The 13,959-nt window shown below is 62.0% G+C and carries 13 protein-coding genes; 4 read left to right on the forward strand and 9 right to left on the reverse strand.

What is annotated here, in order from left to right:
• Window positions 1–22 precede the first annotated feature (22 nt).
• The 4 genes from sufC to NKJ84_RS10860 form a co-directional block, all read right to left on the reverse strand.
• Window positions 23–778 carry a Fe-S cluster assembly ATPase SufC gene (gene sufC, locus NKJ84_RS10845; RefSeq protein WP_352506445.1) on the reverse strand — a complete coding sequence of 252 codons (756 nt, stop codon included), beginning with the start codon at window positions 776–778 and terminating at the stop codon, window positions 23–25.
• Window positions 778–1,044, reverse strand: a complete 267-nt coding sequence (locus NKJ84_RS10850; RefSeq protein ID WP_352506446.1) for a hypothetical protein — start codon at window positions 1,042–1,044, stop codon at window positions 778–780. The genes sufC and NKJ84_RS10850 overlap by 1 nt, the downstream gene beginning before the upstream one ends.
• A gap of 19 nt (window positions 1,045–1,063) precedes the next feature.
• Window positions 1,064–2,581: a Fe-S cluster assembly protein SufB gene (sufB, locus tag NKJ84_RS10855; RefSeq protein WP_352506447.1), complete on the reverse strand. Its 1,518-nt coding sequence runs from the start codon at window positions 2,579–2,581 to the stop codon at window positions 1,064–1,066.
• Between the two features lie 187 nt (window positions 2,582–2,768).
• Window positions 2,769–3,947, reverse strand: coding sequence for a cysteine desulfurase family protein (locus NKJ84_RS10860; protein ID WP_352506448.1), 1,179 nt, complete (start codon window positions 3,945–3,947; stop codon window positions 2,769–2,771).
• Window positions 3,948–4,201: 254 nt separating this feature from the next.
• Between NKJ84_RS10860 and NKJ84_RS10865 the strand changes: the two genes are divergently transcribed.
• Both NKJ84_RS10865 and NKJ84_RS10870 read left to right on the forward strand, forming a co-directional pair.
• Window positions 4,202–4,876: an alpha/beta hydrolase gene (locus NKJ84_RS10865; RefSeq protein WP_023674683.1), complete on the forward strand. Its 675-nt coding sequence runs from the start codon at window positions 4,202–4,204 to the stop codon at window positions 4,874–4,876.
• A 6-nt stretch (window positions 4,877–4,882) separates the two neighbouring features.
• Window positions 4,883–5,551 carry an FMN-binding negative transcriptional regulator gene (locus NKJ84_RS10870; protein ID WP_352506449.1) on the forward strand — a complete coding sequence of 223 codons (669 nt, stop codon included), beginning with the start codon at window positions 4,883–4,885 and terminating at the stop codon, window positions 5,549–5,551.
• Between the two features lie 40 nt (window positions 5,552–5,591).
• On the opposite strand, the gene NKJ84_RS10875 is transcribed toward NKJ84_RS10870, so the two are convergent.
• From NKJ84_RS10875 to NKJ84_RS10885, 3 genes are all read right to left on the reverse strand, one after another.
• Entirely contained in the window at window positions 5,592–5,924 is a 333-nt protein-coding gene (locus tag NKJ84_RS10875) for a lipid-A-disaccharide synthase N-terminal domain-containing protein (RefSeq protein ID WP_023674681.1), read from the reverse strand.
• A complete protein-coding gene (locus NKJ84_RS10880; RefSeq protein ID WP_352477338.1) occupies window positions 5,917–6,645 on the reverse strand; it encodes a glycosyltransferase family 2 protein in 729 nt (242 codons plus the stop codon). Before NKJ84_RS10880 ends, NKJ84_RS10875 begins: the two co-directional genes overlap by 8 nt.
• A 116-nt stretch (window positions 6,646–6,761) precedes the next feature.
• Complete coding sequence (locus NKJ84_RS10885) at window positions 6,762–6,947, reverse strand: hypothetical protein (protein ID WP_352506450.1); 186 nt, start codon at window positions 6,945–6,947, stop codon at window positions 6,762–6,764.
• On the opposite strand from NKJ84_RS10885, the gene tyrS reads away from it, so the two are divergent.
• Window positions 6,934–8,187: a tyrosine--tRNA ligase gene (gene tyrS, locus NKJ84_RS10890; RefSeq protein ID WP_352506451.1), complete on the forward strand. Its 1,254-nt coding sequence runs from the start codon at window positions 6,934–6,936 to the stop codon at window positions 8,185–8,187. The two genes, NKJ84_RS10885 and tyrS, sit on opposite strands and share 14 nt — an antisense overlap.
• Window positions 8,188–8,664: 477 nt before the next feature.
• Here tyrS and NKJ84_RS10895 read toward each other — a convergent pair whose 3' ends face one another.
• On the reverse strand, window positions 8,665–9,327 hold the full coding sequence (locus NKJ84_RS10895; protein WP_352506452.1) for an FMN-dependent NADH-azoreductase: 663 nt from the start codon (window positions 9,325–9,327) through the stop codon (window positions 8,665–8,667).
• 98 nt (window positions 9,328–9,425) lie between these two features.
• On the opposite strand from NKJ84_RS10895, the gene NKJ84_RS10900 reads away from it, so the two are divergent.
• Window positions 9,426–10,289, forward strand: coding sequence for a LysR family transcriptional regulator (locus NKJ84_RS10900; RefSeq protein ID WP_352506453.1), 864 nt, complete (start codon window positions 9,426–9,428; stop codon window positions 10,287–10,289).
• Between the two features lie 264 nt (window positions 10,290–10,553).
• Here the strand turns inward: NKJ84_RS10900 and NKJ84_RS10905 are convergent, their stop codons facing one another.
• A complete protein-coding gene (locus NKJ84_RS10905; RefSeq protein ID WP_352506454.1) occupies window positions 10,554–13,931 on the reverse strand; it encodes an AsmA-like C-terminal region-containing protein in 3,378 nt (1,125 codons plus the stop codon).
• Window positions 13,932–13,959 lie beyond the last annotated feature (28 nt).

A 13,959-nucleotide genomic window follows, 5' to 3' on the forward strand; every position in this document is an offset into this window, starting at 1 on the left:
GCCTTCCGGGCCTGCTGGCATCTCACGCGGCTTGCCCGATCACGCCGGCATAGCCATTGGCCTCGAGATCGAGCGCAAGCGACTTGTCGCCCGACTTGATCACCTGGCCCCTGTAGAGCACGTGCACCGTATCGGGCACGATGTATTGGAGCAGGCGCTGGTAGTGGGTGATGACGACGATGGCGCGGTCCGGCGAGCGCAGCGTGTTGACGCCGTCCGCGACGATCTTCAGCGCGTCGATATCGAGGCCGGAATCGGTCTCGTCGAGGACGCAAAGCTTCGGCTCGAGAAGCTTCATCTGCAAGATCTCGGCGCGCTTCTTCTCGCCGCCGGAAAAGCCGACATTGAGCGGCCGCTTCAGCATCGCCATGTCCATGTTGAGCGAGGCCGCCGCGTCCTTCACGCGCTTGAGGAATTCCGGGATTTTTAGCGGCTCCTGGCCGCGCGCCTTGCGCTGCTCGTTCATCGCCACTTTCAGGAATTCCATCGTCGCCACGCCCGGTATCTCCATCGGATACTGGAAGGCGAGAAAGATGCCGGCGGTAGCGCGCTCGGCCGGATCCATTTCAAGGATCGACTGGCCGTTGTAGAGGATGTCGCCCTCGGTGACCTCATAGTCCTCGCGGCCGGCGAGGATATAGGACAGCGTCGATTTCCCCGAGCCGTTCGGCCCCATGATGGCGGCGACCTCACCGGCCTTCACCGAAAGATTCAGGCCGCGGATGATCTCGGTGCCGTCATCGACGATACGGGCATGGAGGTTTCTGATTTCAAGCATTATTTTCCACTTTCTTGTTCGCGGTGCCCGGCCTGCGACGGAACTTTTCTAAAAGCTCGAAAAGCGCGTACAAACTTGCTGGTGACCAACATCCAGCCAAAAAACCCAGCCGCGCTTAAGCCTGCAATCGAACCACCAATAGTTTTTGTCGAACTCAAGCCAAACACTGCGCCTATCAACGCCATCACAGCACCACCAACAGCCAATGTCAGCAAGAGCATCAGAACGGCAAATATCAAGCCTTCCACCCGCTTGAACAAATCCATGATCGCCGTTCCAGTTAACTCACCCAACACTCCCCTCAAGACTAATCCCGATCAGCTTCTGCGCTTCGACCGCGAATTCCATCGGCAGTTGCTGGATGACGTCCTTGACGAAGCCGTTGACGATCAGCGCAATCGCCTCTTCTTCCGGGATGCCGCGCTGCATGACGTAGAACTTCTGGTCCTCTGAAATCTTCGAAGTGGTCGCCTCGTGCTCGAACTGCGCGGTCGAATTCTTGGCTTCCATGTAGGGCACGGTGTGTGCGCCGCACTGATCGCCGATCAGCAGGGAATCGCAATTGGTGAAGTTGCGGGCGTTGGTCGCCTTGCGGTGCGCCGAGACCTGGCCGCGATAGGTGTTCTGCGAGAAGCCGGCGGCAATGCCCTTGGAGATGATGCGGCTCGACGTGTTCTTGCCGAGATGGATCATCTTGGTGCCGCTGTCGACCTGCTGATAGCCGTTGGAGACGGCGATCGAATAGAACTCGCCACTAGAATCGTCGCCGCGCAGGATGCAGCTCGGATATTTCCAGGTGATGGCCGAACCGGTCTCGACCTGTGTCCACGAAATCTTCGAGCGATGGCCGCGGCAGTCGCCGCGCTTGGTGACGAAATTATAGATGCCGCCCTTGCCTTCGGCGTCGCCGGGATACCAGTTCTGCACCGTCGAATATTTGATTTCGGCGTCATCGAGCGCGATCAGCTCGACCACCGCGGCATGAAGCTGGTTCTCGTCGCGTTGCGGCGCCGTGCAGCCTTCGAGGTAAGAGACGTAAGCCCCCTCCTCAGCGATGATCAGCGTGCGCTCGAACTGGCCGGTATTCTTCTCGTTCATGCGGAAATAAGTCGACAGTTCCATCGGGCAGCGCACGCCCCTGGGCACGAAGACGAAGGAGCCGTCGGTGAACACGGCCGAATTCAGCGTCGCGTAGAAATTGTCGGAGGTCGGCACGACCGAGCCGAGATACTTCTTCACCAGCTCCGGATGCTCGCGGATGGCTTCCGAGATCGAGCAGAAGATGACGCCGGCCTGCGCCAGCTCCTTCTTGAAAGTGGTGACGACGGAGACGGAATCGAACACCGCATCGACGGCGACGCGGCCCGACTTGTAGACGTTGTCGCTGGCTTCCTCGAGCTCCGACGCATCGGTCTTCTGCACGCCGGCGAGGATTTCCTGTTCCCTGAGCGGAATGCCGAGCTTCTCGTAGACCTTCAGCAGTTCGGGATCGACCTCGCTGAGCGAAGTCGGGCCGGGCGTGCTCTTGGGCGCCGCGTAATAATAAATGTCCTGGAAATCGATTTTGGGATAGTGGACGCGCGCCCATTTCGGCTCGTCCAGCGTCAGCCAGCGGCGATAGGCTTCCAGGCGCCATTCCAGCATCCAGGACGGCTCGTCCTTCTTGGCCGAAATGAAGCGGATAATGTCTTCACTCAGGCCCTTGGGGGCCTTGTCCATCGCGATTTCGGTCTGGAATCCGTATTTATACTGGTCGACATCGATCTTTCGAACTCGATCGATCGTCTCCTGCACAGCAGGCATCAGCGTTCTCCATCCACGCCGGGGTCAAGGCCCGGCAGTTTTCAAACTATGGCACCGCGAACGAGCACCCTTGAGCACCCGCGGCGGCGTAAGTTTCATATAGTGCGTTCATGCCGGAAATTCACCCGGCCAAATTCGAACGCACGGCTCTACCAGGCCACAAGGCCCAAATATTCCTTCGCCGCGCTCAGGCGGCCTTTTCCCTGTTCACCTTTTCCCTACCGGCTTGCCGTGCAACGATCGTCGCCAGCGCCGCGCGAAACAGCTCGATATCCTTGGCGCTGGTCGCGTGGCCGATGGACACACGCAACGCGCCAACGCTATCGCCGTAACCCATGGCTTTCAGCACGTGACTCGGCCCGACTTTGCCCGACGAACAGGCCGATCCGGCCGACAGCGCCACACCGGCAAGGTCGAAGGCGATCTGCGCCGTCTCGGCCTTGATGCCGGGAATAGCGAAGAATGTGGTATTGGCAAGCCTTGCAGCGCCGGTCCCGAAGATTTCGGCGTCCGGAACAAGCGTTTTAACGATCGCCTCGATTTCGTCGCGACGCTGCCGCACCGCTTCGATCGTTTGCAAGCCGGCAGACGCTTCGCTAGCGGCCGCACCAAACCCGGCAATCGCCGCCAGGTTTTCGGTGCCGCCCCGATGGCCCTTTTCCTGGCCGCCGCCGCTGACCAGCGGTTTTGGCATCATCAGGTCCGACGCCGCGACAATGGCGCCGACGCCCTTGGGGCCGCCGATCTTGTGCGACGAGAGAATAAAATAGTCTGCGTAAGCCTCTGATATATCGAGCGGAATGCGGCCGGCTGCCTGCACGGCATCGACGACCAGGATGCCACCCGCCGCCTTGACGATTTCGGCGATGCGGCCGACCGGCTGGATTACGCCGGTTTCATTGTTGGCAGCGTGGATGGCCACCAGCGGTAAGCCTTCGGCCTTGTCATGCTGGGCGAGAGCCTCGGCCAAAACGTCGAGCCTGACGACGCCGTCGGCGTCGACGCCGATCCGTATCACCTGCGCCGCTGGGAAACGCCCGCCGTTCAGCAGGCAAGGATGATCGGCCTCGGACACATAGAGCCGGCTCATACGGACAGCACCGCGCCCCATCTGCCAGTCCGGCGTCAGCAGCGTCGAGGCCGCTTCCGTCGCGCCGGAGGTGAATACGACATGCTCGGCCCTGGCGTTGGCCAGTCGCGCCACATTGCGCCTGGCATCCTCGATCAGCCGCCGCGCAGCGCGGCCCTCGGCATGGACGGAGGACGGGTTGGCGGCGACGTCGAGCGCGGCGACCACCGCCGCGCGCGCGGCGGCAAGCAGCGGCGCGCTGGCATTGTAGTCGAGATAGGCGCGTGCTCCGGCCATTTCCGTCCAACTGGTCCCTTCAAAAGCCGTTCCGCGAAGATAGCGCGTTATTTCCTTGAAATTGCAAGGCAAGACGTCCTATTTACGCGGCTTGCGGCGCGGGTGGCCGAGCCACAGTTTTGGCCGCCCAGTTTTGAACAATTCTAAACTAGCTTCTAGAAAGACGCTCGCCCTGCGTCAAGGCCTAGGGAAAACTGGGGCCAGAGGAAAAGTTGTTCCGGGCGCCGCGCAATTTATGCCAAGTGGAGTATTTCATGCCTGAGGTCATTTTCACCGGTCCGGCCGGCCGTCTGGAGGGTCGCTATCAGCCCTCGAAGGAAAAGAGCGCGCCGATTGCCATCGTCCTGCACCCGCACCCCCAGTTCGGCGGCACGATGAACAACAAGATCGTCTACGACCTCTTCTACATGTTCCAGAAGCGCAATTTCACCACGCTGCGCTTCAATTTCCGCGGCATCGGCCGCAGCCAGGGAGAGTTCGACCACGGCACCGGCGAGTTGTCCGACGCCGCGGCGGCGCTCGACTGGGTGCAGTCGCTGCACCCCGATTCGAAGAGTTGCTGGGTTGCCGGCTATTCGTTCGGCTCGTGGATCGGCATGCAGCTTCTCATGCGCCGGCCGGAGATCGAGGGCTTTATCTCGGTCGCGCCCCAGCCCAATACCTATGATTTCTCGTTCCTGGCGCCATGCCCGTCGTCCGGCCTGATCATCCACGGCGACGCCGACAAGGTCGCGCCGCCCAAGGACGTGCAGGGCCTGGTCGACAAGCTGCACACGCAAAAAGGCATTACCATCACTCAGAAGACCTTGCCCGGCGCCAACCATTTCTTTGCCAACCATGCGGAGCTTCTGATCGAGGAATGCGCGGACTACCTCGACCGCCGGCTGGCCGGGGAACTGTCCGACCCACGGCCGAAGCGGCTGAGATAATCGGCGATGTACCAACCGCCTCACTTCCAGGAAACACGGCCGGACGTCCTGCACGGGCTGATCCGGGCGCATCCGCTTGGCCTGCTGGTGTCGAACGGCACCGAGGGGCCGATCGCCAACGCAATTCCCTTTCTTCTAGACGCGCCCTCCCTGCTCAACGCGGATGTGCCGCCGAACGGCAGGCTGCGCGCCCATCTGGCCAAGGCCAATCCGCAATGGCGGCTTTTGGCCGACAGTCCCCTGGTGCCGGTGCTGGTCGTCTTCCAGGGCGCCGATGCCTATGTGACGCCGTCCTGGTACGAGACCAAGCGTGAAACCGGCAAGGTGGTGCCGACCTGGAACTACGCCATCGTCCAGGTGCGCGGCATCGTCACGGTGATCGAAGACCAGGATTGGCTGGCCGAGCAGATTTCCGATCTGACGATGTCGCAGGAGGGCAGCCGCCCGGCGCCGTGGGCGGTGACCGACGCGCCGGCACCCTTCATCCAGTCACAGATCAAGGGCATCGTCGGCCTGGAAATCGAAATCACCGAAATCAGCGGCAAGTGGAAAGTCAGCCAGAACCGCCCGGCCGGCGACCGCGTCGGTGTCGCCGAGGGGCTCGAGAGCGAGACCGCCAACTCGGCCGACATGGTCCAGTTGGTAAGGTCCTACGGCGGGCTGGACGGCAAGTAGTCTTGCTTGCTTGCTCGACCGGTTCAGGCCGGTGGCGGGCTCAATCGACCTTGGTCATCGCCGCCTTGCGCTCGTTGGCGATCAGCCAGAGATTGCGGATATAGATCAACAGGCCCATGGCCTGGCCGGCGATGAACACCGGATCCTGACGCTGGATGGCGTAGATCAGCAGCAGGCCGCCGCCGAACAGCGAAAAGAACCAGAAGGCAATCGGCACGACGCTGCGCTTGGCTTTTTCCGACGCCACCCACTGCACCAGAAAGCGCATGGTGAAGAAGAACTGGGCGACGAAGCCGAGCAGCACCCAGGCATCGAATTGCTTGACGAAAACATCGTGAAGCCAGGTCGCCAATTCCTGAAGCACGTTACCCATGCCTGATTTCCTCTACTTTGGGCATTCTGCGGCGCCTGCGGCGCAGCCACCAGACGCCGGCAAGATCGAGCACGCCCTGAAGGCCGCGATCGAAGATGCCGTAATTCGATTTGCCGTGACGGCGGGAGCGGTCGACGACATCGCAATGGACGACGCGGTAGCCCTCCTGGATGACCAGCGCTGGAACAAAGCGATGGGTGCCGTCGAAGAAGGGCAATTTCCGCAAAATGTCGGTGTGAATCGCCTTGAGGCCGCAGCCGGTATCCCGCGTCTCGTCGTGCAGGATGGCTTTTCTCAGCCCGTTGGCGAAACGCGACGCCAGTTGCTTGATCTTGCTGTCGCGGCGCTTCAGACGCTGTCCCTGCGCGGCCCCGACTTCGGGACCAGCCTGCCGCAGCGCGTCGATCAACACTGGGATATAACCGGGGTCGTTCTGACCGTCGCCGTCAATGGTGGCGACTATATCGCCCCGCGCCGCCCAGGCGCCTGAGCGCACCGAGAGCGACTGTCCGGCGGATTTTTCATGCCTGAGATGGCGCAGCGGAAACCGGCGAAGCGCTGCCTCTGCTGCAAGCACCGAAGGCGTATCGTCTGTCGAGCCATCGTCGACGACGATGACCTCGAAGTCCCGCCCGGCCATGGCAGTGCCGATCTCGTCGAGCAGAAGCGGCAGGTTCGCCGCCTCGTTCCGGCAAGGAATGACGATGGATATCTCCGGCATCTCGACTCTGTCACAGGATATGGCATTCGATCGATGCCGCGCGGTCCAGAGGAAGAGCCCCGCTGGCGCGGCGCCTCATTACGCCAGCCGAAACAATGACGCAAGCAGGCCGCACGCTATCCGCGCGGACACAAAACCGGATTCCACTTTTGCTGATCGCGCAAAACCATCCGAAGCGTGATCGGACGCAAAACCGGATTCCACTTTTGCTGATCGCGCTTGAGTGCTAAACGCCCGCCTTCATGCACAGCCGGGCCGCGTTCGGCCGGAAGCTTTTCGGGAAAGAAAATGTCCGCCTTCAAATCCGATTTCCTGCGCACCATGAGCGAGCGCGGTTTCATCCACCAGACCTCGGACGATGCCGGCCTCGACCAGCTTTTCGCCACGGAAACGGTGAGCGCCTATATCGGCTTCGACGCCACCGCGAGGAGCCTGCATGCCGGGTCGCTGATCCAGATCATGATGCTTTACTGGCTGCAGCAGACCGGCCACCGGCCGATCGCGCTGATGGGCGGCGGCACCTCGATGATTGGCGATCCGTCGTTCAAGGACGAGGCCCGCAAGCTTTTGACGCCGCAGGATATCGAGAACAATCTCGCCGGCATCCGCCGCAACTTCATGCCCTACCTCAAATTCGGCAGCGGCCCGAACGGCGCCGTCATGATCAACAATGCCGACTGGCTGATGGATATCAACTACGTCAATTTTCTGCGCGATGTCGGCCGGCATTTTTCGGTCAACCGCATGCTGGCCTTCGATTCGGTCAAGCTCCGGCTGGATCGCGAGCAGTCGCTGTCGTTCCTCGAATTCAACTACATGATCCTGCAGGCCTACGACTTCGTCGAGCTCTACAAGCGCCTCGGTTGCCGGCTGCAGATGGGCGGCTCCGACCAGTGGGGCAACATCGTCAACGGTATCGATCTCGGCCATCGCATGGAAGGCGCGCAGCTTTATGCGCTGACGACGCCGCTGCTCACCACCTCGTCCGGCGCCAAGATGGGCAAGTCGGCCTCGGGCGCGGTCTGGCTCGATGCGGAGATGTTGAGCCCGTACGACTTCTGGCAATATTGGCGCAACACCGAGGATGCCGATGTCGGCCGTTTCCTCAAGCTCTATACGACCTTGCCGCTCGCCGAGGTCGCGCGCCTCGAACGGCTCGGCGGCTCGGAGATCAACGAAGCCAAGAAGATCCTCGCCACCGAAATCACCGCCATGCTGCATGGCCGCGGGGCGGCAGAGGAGGCCAGCGAAACGGCGCGCAAGACGTTCGAAGAAGGGGCGCTCGCCGAAACACTGCCAACAGTCGAGGTGGGCAGGGCCGATCTTGAAGCCGGCGTCGGCATATTGTCGCTGTTCGTCACCGCCGGGCTGGCTGCGTCCAACGGCGAGGCACGGCGGCATATCCAGGGCGGCGCCATGCGCCTTAACGATCAGCCCGTGTCAGACGATCGCAGGATGGTGACGCTGCAGGATCTGGGGCCGGAAAACGTCGCAAAGCTGTCGCTCGGCAAGAAGAAGCACGTTCTGGTGCGGCCGGTCTGACCAGGGCCCGCCCTTCCTGTTAGATCTTTTCCGAAACCGGTTTCATCTTGCGGCGCTGGACCTTAGGTTCGGAATCACGGCCGAGGTTAATCGGCTAGCTCCCGAGAATGGCCGAGATGCCATTCGTCTCATCGATCGGAAGGAGCAGGTAGCGCAAATTGCGGACGTTCTGCGGCGCTTCGATGAACGTCTTGTTCGGGGCCGGAAGCGGACCGCCTGCTCGTAGAAGCGAGATCTATACAAGCTGACATTAAGTTCCGCGCGAGCAGCCTCCTGATCTGATCCAAAACGGTCCTTGCCGAGACTGATCCATTGCCTGAAAGCGGACGTAGGTAGAATCGGTGCGCCTGCCCCGGCTTAGGCGACGTTGCGGACGTCCGTTCTCCAAAGTTGTTACGCCGGGTGGACGGGGATGCACGTGCAAGCTGGGGTCAGAACGGGTTATCAACGCGCTTGTCCGCAGCAAGCGCTTCATAATCATGCAATCGCCTCTGTTGTGCGTGACAGGAGGTCTTCCGCCAGCCGTGACGCGGCCTCTCGCGCATCCTGGCGAGCCGCATGATCAATATCGGGTCCAAAGAGGGTCTTCTGGATGATTAGACTGCGGACATCTTCGATACCGATGAAGCGCAACCACGCTTGTACATAAGGTTTTTGAAAATCGAAGCGCTGCGCCGGAGTGATAGATTGCGCTGCATAGTCGAGACCTCGCGCGTAGACTACCACTGCGATCTTATCCCGGAGCAGTCCTCCGAACCCGTGTTCAGGATCGAACGAGAAAAGGATGTCCTTCTGCGATACCAGGTCGATGAAGTGCTTGAGCTTGTAGGGAATGCTGAAATTCCACAGAGGCGTCGACAGCAGGACAATATCCGCCCAGTGCAGTTGTTGCGCCAACTCTTGCAATGTGGCCCATGCCTGCTGTTGAGAAGGGGTAAGCGGCGCGCCGCTGAGCCCCGCATATTTGGCCAACATCGCGTCCACACCGAATTCTGGGAGGTCGACATCCCATAGGTCGAGCGTTGAAATCTCCAAGTCGGGTCGTCGAGCACGATAGCTTTGAACAAAGGCGTCGGCGACCTCACGCGAGGCGGAACGCTCTTTGCGGGGCGAGGAAACGATATGCAGTAGCTTGGTCATGGATCACCCTTGCTCATTGTGACGAACCACATTGCGTCATATTTCAATTCGATATAGAAATTGAGATTATCGACGATATTAATCATGGATCAGAATATATGTTGGAATTGGTCCTGCTCAGGACGTTCGTCGCCGTGTTCGACGAAGGCGGCTTCAGTCGGGCAGGAGCGCGACTAAACCTTACGCAGTCGGCCGTCAGTGGGCACCTGCGCCGTCTCGAGGAGCAGGTCGGAAAGCCCTTACTCAACAGGACGACGCGCTCGCTGGAGATGACACCCGATGGCGAGCGCCTGCTCGCCTATGCCCGGGCGATGCTCGCCCTTAACCGGGATGCTTTGGCCGATCTGGCGCAGGCACCCTTTCACGGCAGGGTTCGCGTCGGCCTCTCGGAAGACTTCGCACAGGTCCCCATCCTTCGCGCCTTGCAGGCATTCGGCGCTGATCGCCCCGGATTGCAGGTCGAGGTGCAAGTCGGGATTCCGAGTGCGCTCCTCTCGAAGATGAAGGAGGGCAACATCGAACTGGTGCTCGGATCACAATGTGAGGGTGAGGAGATGGGGCGCCTCCTGTGGCGCGAGCCTCTTGTCTGGGCATGGGGGGATCGTACCGGCGTGAATCTTCCGGACCCGCTGCCGTTGGCGGTGTTGCCGGAACCTTGCCCCTACAGGGAAGTTGCTCTTGAACGGCTTGCCAAGGCCGGGATCAGCCAGCGCACGGTGATGATCTGCGCAAGCAACTCCAGCCTGAGGGCGGCTGCCATCTCAGGCTTTGCTGTAGCGCCGATGATCGCCAGTCAGCTGAGAAACGGCCTTGTCAGGGTACCCGAAAGCTACGGTCTGCCAGAGTTACCAGAAGCGGAGTTCAGGCTATTTGCCGCATCGAACGGCGATACCTCCGTCCTCGAAGAACTGGCGGAGGCCATCATGAATGCCGTTCCTCGAAGGCACGCTGGCGAGGACTGATCCTGAACTCGCACCGACGTCTGCTTTATGGCTAGTTCCGAATGTCCAGAAATGGCGCAACCGCGCGACCTCCATCATGGTCACAACAATGTCTGCTGTCAGGCAATGGTAACGGTCACCTCAATGGCCGAGATTGCGGCGGGAAGCGGCCATTTAAACCCGGGCTGACGTCAGTCGCCTTTGGATCATGGGCGTGAATTCGCGGGCGGACGAGCGGCCGCTTGAGATCAAAACTCGGTCGCTCGAGGTAATTGGGTTTTGACCTCACCGATACTCGAAGATCGACCTGAAGATCCCGGGCGCTATCACCGATAGCGGATTGACCTCCAGGTTGGGCTTGTTGGCGTTGCCCTTGAGCCTGTAGGTGACGCCGATCAGGCCGCGGTCGCGGCCGTTGCCGAGCAGCGCGCCTATCACCGGCAGTTCGCCGAAGATGCGGTTTACGCCGTAGGCCGGCATGAACGTGCCGGTCATGTCCATGTTGTTGTTCTGGTCGTAGAGCGTGCCCTGGAAGGTGGTGCCGATGCGCGGGCCGCGCAGCACGCCGTTGCGCAGCTTCAGATAGCCACTGCCCTTGTCGATCTCGCTGAAGCCGCGCTCGAATTTCACCCTCGACGTGTCGAGATTGCCCTTGACCGCCTCGTTGAGGCTGCGGCTGTCGCCGGCCGGCGTCGTCGACACGATCGAGGCGAGCTTCGGCTCGTTGACGACAACGAAATTCCTGGCGTCGACCTGGCCCTTCATCGGCCCGTCGCCGGCCCCGGTGAGCGCCAACGTGATCGAGCCGCCTTCCATATGCTCGTAGATGTTGAGGAAGCGCAGTATGGCGCCGGCGTCGGCCGACTTCATGTTGAGCGTTCGCAGGCCGCCGCCGGTCGTGTTGCTGACGGTGATCGCGGCTCCCGAACTTGCGGTGGCGCTCACCTTGAGCCCGTTCACTCTGGAGCCGGCGGCGCTGTAGTCGAGCTTCAGATTCGACAGCACCTCGTCGTGGAAGCCGGTCAGGGAGCTGACGTCGGCGCTGACCGAGATCGCATCGACGCCGGTGGTCTTCGTCGCGGTATCGACATCGGACGTGAATTGCTTGATCAGCGAGCGTGCGTCCAACGCGCTGCCGCTGACCTCGACCGCATAGGCCTTGCCCGACCGCTTCACCGAGACGGCGACGTCGTCGCCCCTGTTCAACGTGACCTTGCTGAACCGGGCCGAGGACAAGGCGCCGTTAATCAGCACGGCGCTGCCGTCGATGGAGAAGGTCTTGCCGTCGAGTTCGAAATTGGACAGCGTCGTGGTGTCGCCGGTCTTCGCCATGGCGAAGACGACCTTGGCGGGAATGCCGGGGCCCTTGCTCCAGCCGGCCCAGGGAATGTCCAGCCTGGCATTGGTCAGGTCGGCCGACACGTTCTGGTAGCCGGCGCCGCTCTTGTCGATTGCCACCTTGATGGTTCCGGAAAGCAGTGTCGACAGGCCAGGCATGGCGCTGGCGCGCGTCTTGTCGTCGAGCACCAGCGCTACTTTACGACTGCGCGGCGGACCGCCATCCCTCAGCGGCTCAATCAGGTCGAGCTCGGCCGGAATCCCGTTGAGCAGTGCCTTGGCCGAGATCACCGCCCGGTCGGGCGCGACCGTGATCGAGCCGTCGGCATGGCTGACCGTCTGGCCCTCGAACGGCTTGGCAAGCGACAGGTCCTTGTAGTCGAGCGCCACCAGCCAATCGAGTTTGGACGAGTCGACACCGGACTGCAGCGGAATATCAGCCTTGACGTGGCCGGTCACCGTGCCGGACAGGTCGTCCGGCAGCAGGCCGACATGGCGCATAGCGTTGATCGGATCAAACGATGCCAGTTCGGCGATTGCCGGCGCCTCGCCGGCGACATCGATGTCGAGCGCGCCGATCACCGGCGGATGGTTCGCCGCCTTGACGGTAAGCGTGCCGTTGCTTGCCGCCACGGTGCGGCCGCTCGGCATATAGACGCTACCCGACGACAGCGCGACGTCGACGTCGTTGCCGTGGAAGCCGACGACGCCGACGGCATCGCGGATCGGCGGAATGCGGCCGGCCGTGTCGAAGCGCGATCCTTCGACCTGGAAGCGGCCGAACACTTCATCGGCGGAAAGCGGCACGCCGTTGCCGAGCCGTCCGGGCACGACCTGGAATTGCAGGCTGCCATTGGCGACGCGGCCGCCGAACAGGTTCTTAAGCACCCACAGCCTGGCATTGCGCGCCGAAAACCACGGCCATAATTGCTTGACGTGCGAGACCGGCATGTCGTGGACATTGAGCGCCACCGATATGCCCGGCGCCTGGTTGGCGACGTATGAAACCGAAGCCGTGCCCAGCACTTCGCTGCCGGGTCCGGACCGGACGCCGATCTGCTCGGCGATCAGCTTTTGGCTCGTCGGCTGGTAGAGGCCGGCAATACGGGCGATGAAGCTGAGCGCCGGCTCCGGCGAATCCGAAGGCGCCAGGGTCGAACCGTCGCTGGTGAGGTCGTAACGATAGGATGGCTCCTCGCCGGCTGTGCCGGTAGCCGGCTTCGGCCCGATCGAACCGGCGAAATCGAAGGTCGAGCGGCCGGTTTTCAGCAGCAAACTGTCGACCTGGATCTTGTTCGACCCGGCGACGAGCGTCGCATCGAGATCGATATCGGCCGGAAGCAGGCCGCGCGAACCGAGATCGAGCACCGATCCGGTCAGCGACAGGGCAGCGGTCAGCCGCGAACCGTTGTCGCCGGTCCCTTCCGACCCCGCCAGCTTCAAGGCGATCGCGCCCAATTTGCCACCTGCTGCCGCAGCGTCGGCGTCCGCCGTCTGGATGCTGGCGTCCAGCATGGTGATGCGTCGCGTCGCCGGATCGCGGGTGGCGGAAGCGGCGATGGTGAGCGCCCTGCCGTCGACATCCGCGTCGGATGAAAACTCCATGCTTCCCGGTCCCGATTGCGAGACTGAGGCGTCGGCGATGGTGACCGACTCGACAGATCCGGTCTCGGGCAGTACCAGCTCGACGTTGCGCAGATCGATCTGGCGCATCGAATCCTCGCGCACCGCATCGAGCGCCCGGTTGAGGTTGGCGAAGACGGCGGCGGAAAGTTTTTCCGGATCGATGAGGCCGTCCTGGTTGCGCAGCTCCGCCGTCCAGTCACCGCCGGACGGCATTGCCGCCATGACGATGTGCGCGTCGGAAATCCGGGCGCTGGTCAGCCGCACCTCGCCCGAAAGCAACGGGATCAGCCGGATGCCAAAGCGGACCCGGCCGGCGTCGGCCATCGGTGTTCCGTCGGCGGTCTTGAGGCTGACGTCGCTGACCTGCAGCGCAATGAAGCTCGACCCGTCAAGCGTCAGCCGGGCCGGTCCGACGGCAACGTCGACATCGAAGCCGGCCAATTTCTCGATTGCCGTTTCGGCTTCCGCGCGAAGCCGCTCCGAGCCGAAGCCGGATACGCCGATCGCGTAGACGCCGGCGGCAGCCAGCAGCACAAGGGCGACGAGGCCGGCAAACAGCCGCGCCATCAAACGGACGCCGCGACCGATCGACGCCTGGCCGAGCGGCGGGACGCGGCACGCGGACGGAAAGGTTCCCAGGTCGGTGATCTCGTCACGCCTGAACCTGATCTTCTCGTGCTGCGGTAGCTCCTGATCCACGCAATCTTCCGTTGAGACGAATTCGATC

The sequence above is a fragment of the Mesorhizobium sp. M0048 genome (assembly GCF_040323405.1).
Taxonomy (GTDB): Bacteria; Pseudomonadota; Alphaproteobacteria; order Rhizobiales; family Rhizobiaceae; genus Mesorhizobium.

What these genes read in the sequence shown, in the direction of transcription:
- NKJ84_RS10900 (WP_352506453.1), top strand. Translation starts at nt 9,426, where the DNA reads ATGTTGGAATTGGTCCTGCTCAGGACGTTCGTCGCCGTGTTCGACGAA.
- sufC (WP_352506445.1), bottom strand. Translation starts at nt 778, where the DNA reads ATGCTTGAAATCAGAAACCTCCATGCCCGTATCGTCGATGACGGCACC.
- NKJ84_RS10850 (WP_352506446.1), bottom strand. Translation starts at nt 1,044, where the DNA reads ATGGATTTGTTCAAGCGGGTGGAAGGCTTGATATTTGCCGTTCTGATG.
- NKJ84_RS10870 (WP_352506449.1), top strand. Translation starts at nt 4,883, where the DNA reads ATGTACCAACCGCCTCACTTCCAGGAAACACGGCCGGACGTCCTGCAC.
- tyrS (WP_352506451.1), top strand. Translation starts at nt 6,934, where the DNA reads ATGTCCGCCTTCAAATCCGATTTCCTGCGCACCATGAGCGAGCGCGGT.
- NKJ84_RS10865 (WP_023674683.1), top strand. Translation starts at nt 4,202, where the DNA reads ATGCCTGAGGTCATTTTCACCGGTCCGGCCGGCCGTCTGGAGGGTCGC.
- NKJ84_RS10895 (WP_352506452.1), bottom strand. Translation starts at nt 9,327, where the DNA reads ATGACCAAGCTACTGCATATCGTTTCCTCGCCCCGCAAAGAGCGTTCC.
- NKJ84_RS10880 (WP_352477338.1), bottom strand. Translation starts at nt 6,645, where the DNA reads ATGCCGGAGATATCCATCGTCATTCCTTGCCGGAACGAGGCGGCGAAC.
- sufB (WP_352506447.1), bottom strand. Translation starts at nt 2,581, where the DNA reads ATGCCTGCTGTGCAGGAGACGATCGATCGAGTTCGAAAGATCGATGTC.
- NKJ84_RS10860 (WP_352506448.1), bottom strand. Translation starts at nt 3,947, where the DNA reads ATGGCCGGAGCACGCGCCTATCTCGACTACAATGCCAGCGCGCCGCTG.
- NKJ84_RS10875 (WP_023674681.1), bottom strand. Translation starts at nt 5,924, where the DNA reads ATGGGTAACGTGCTTCAGGAATTGGCGACCTGGCTTCACGATGTTTTC.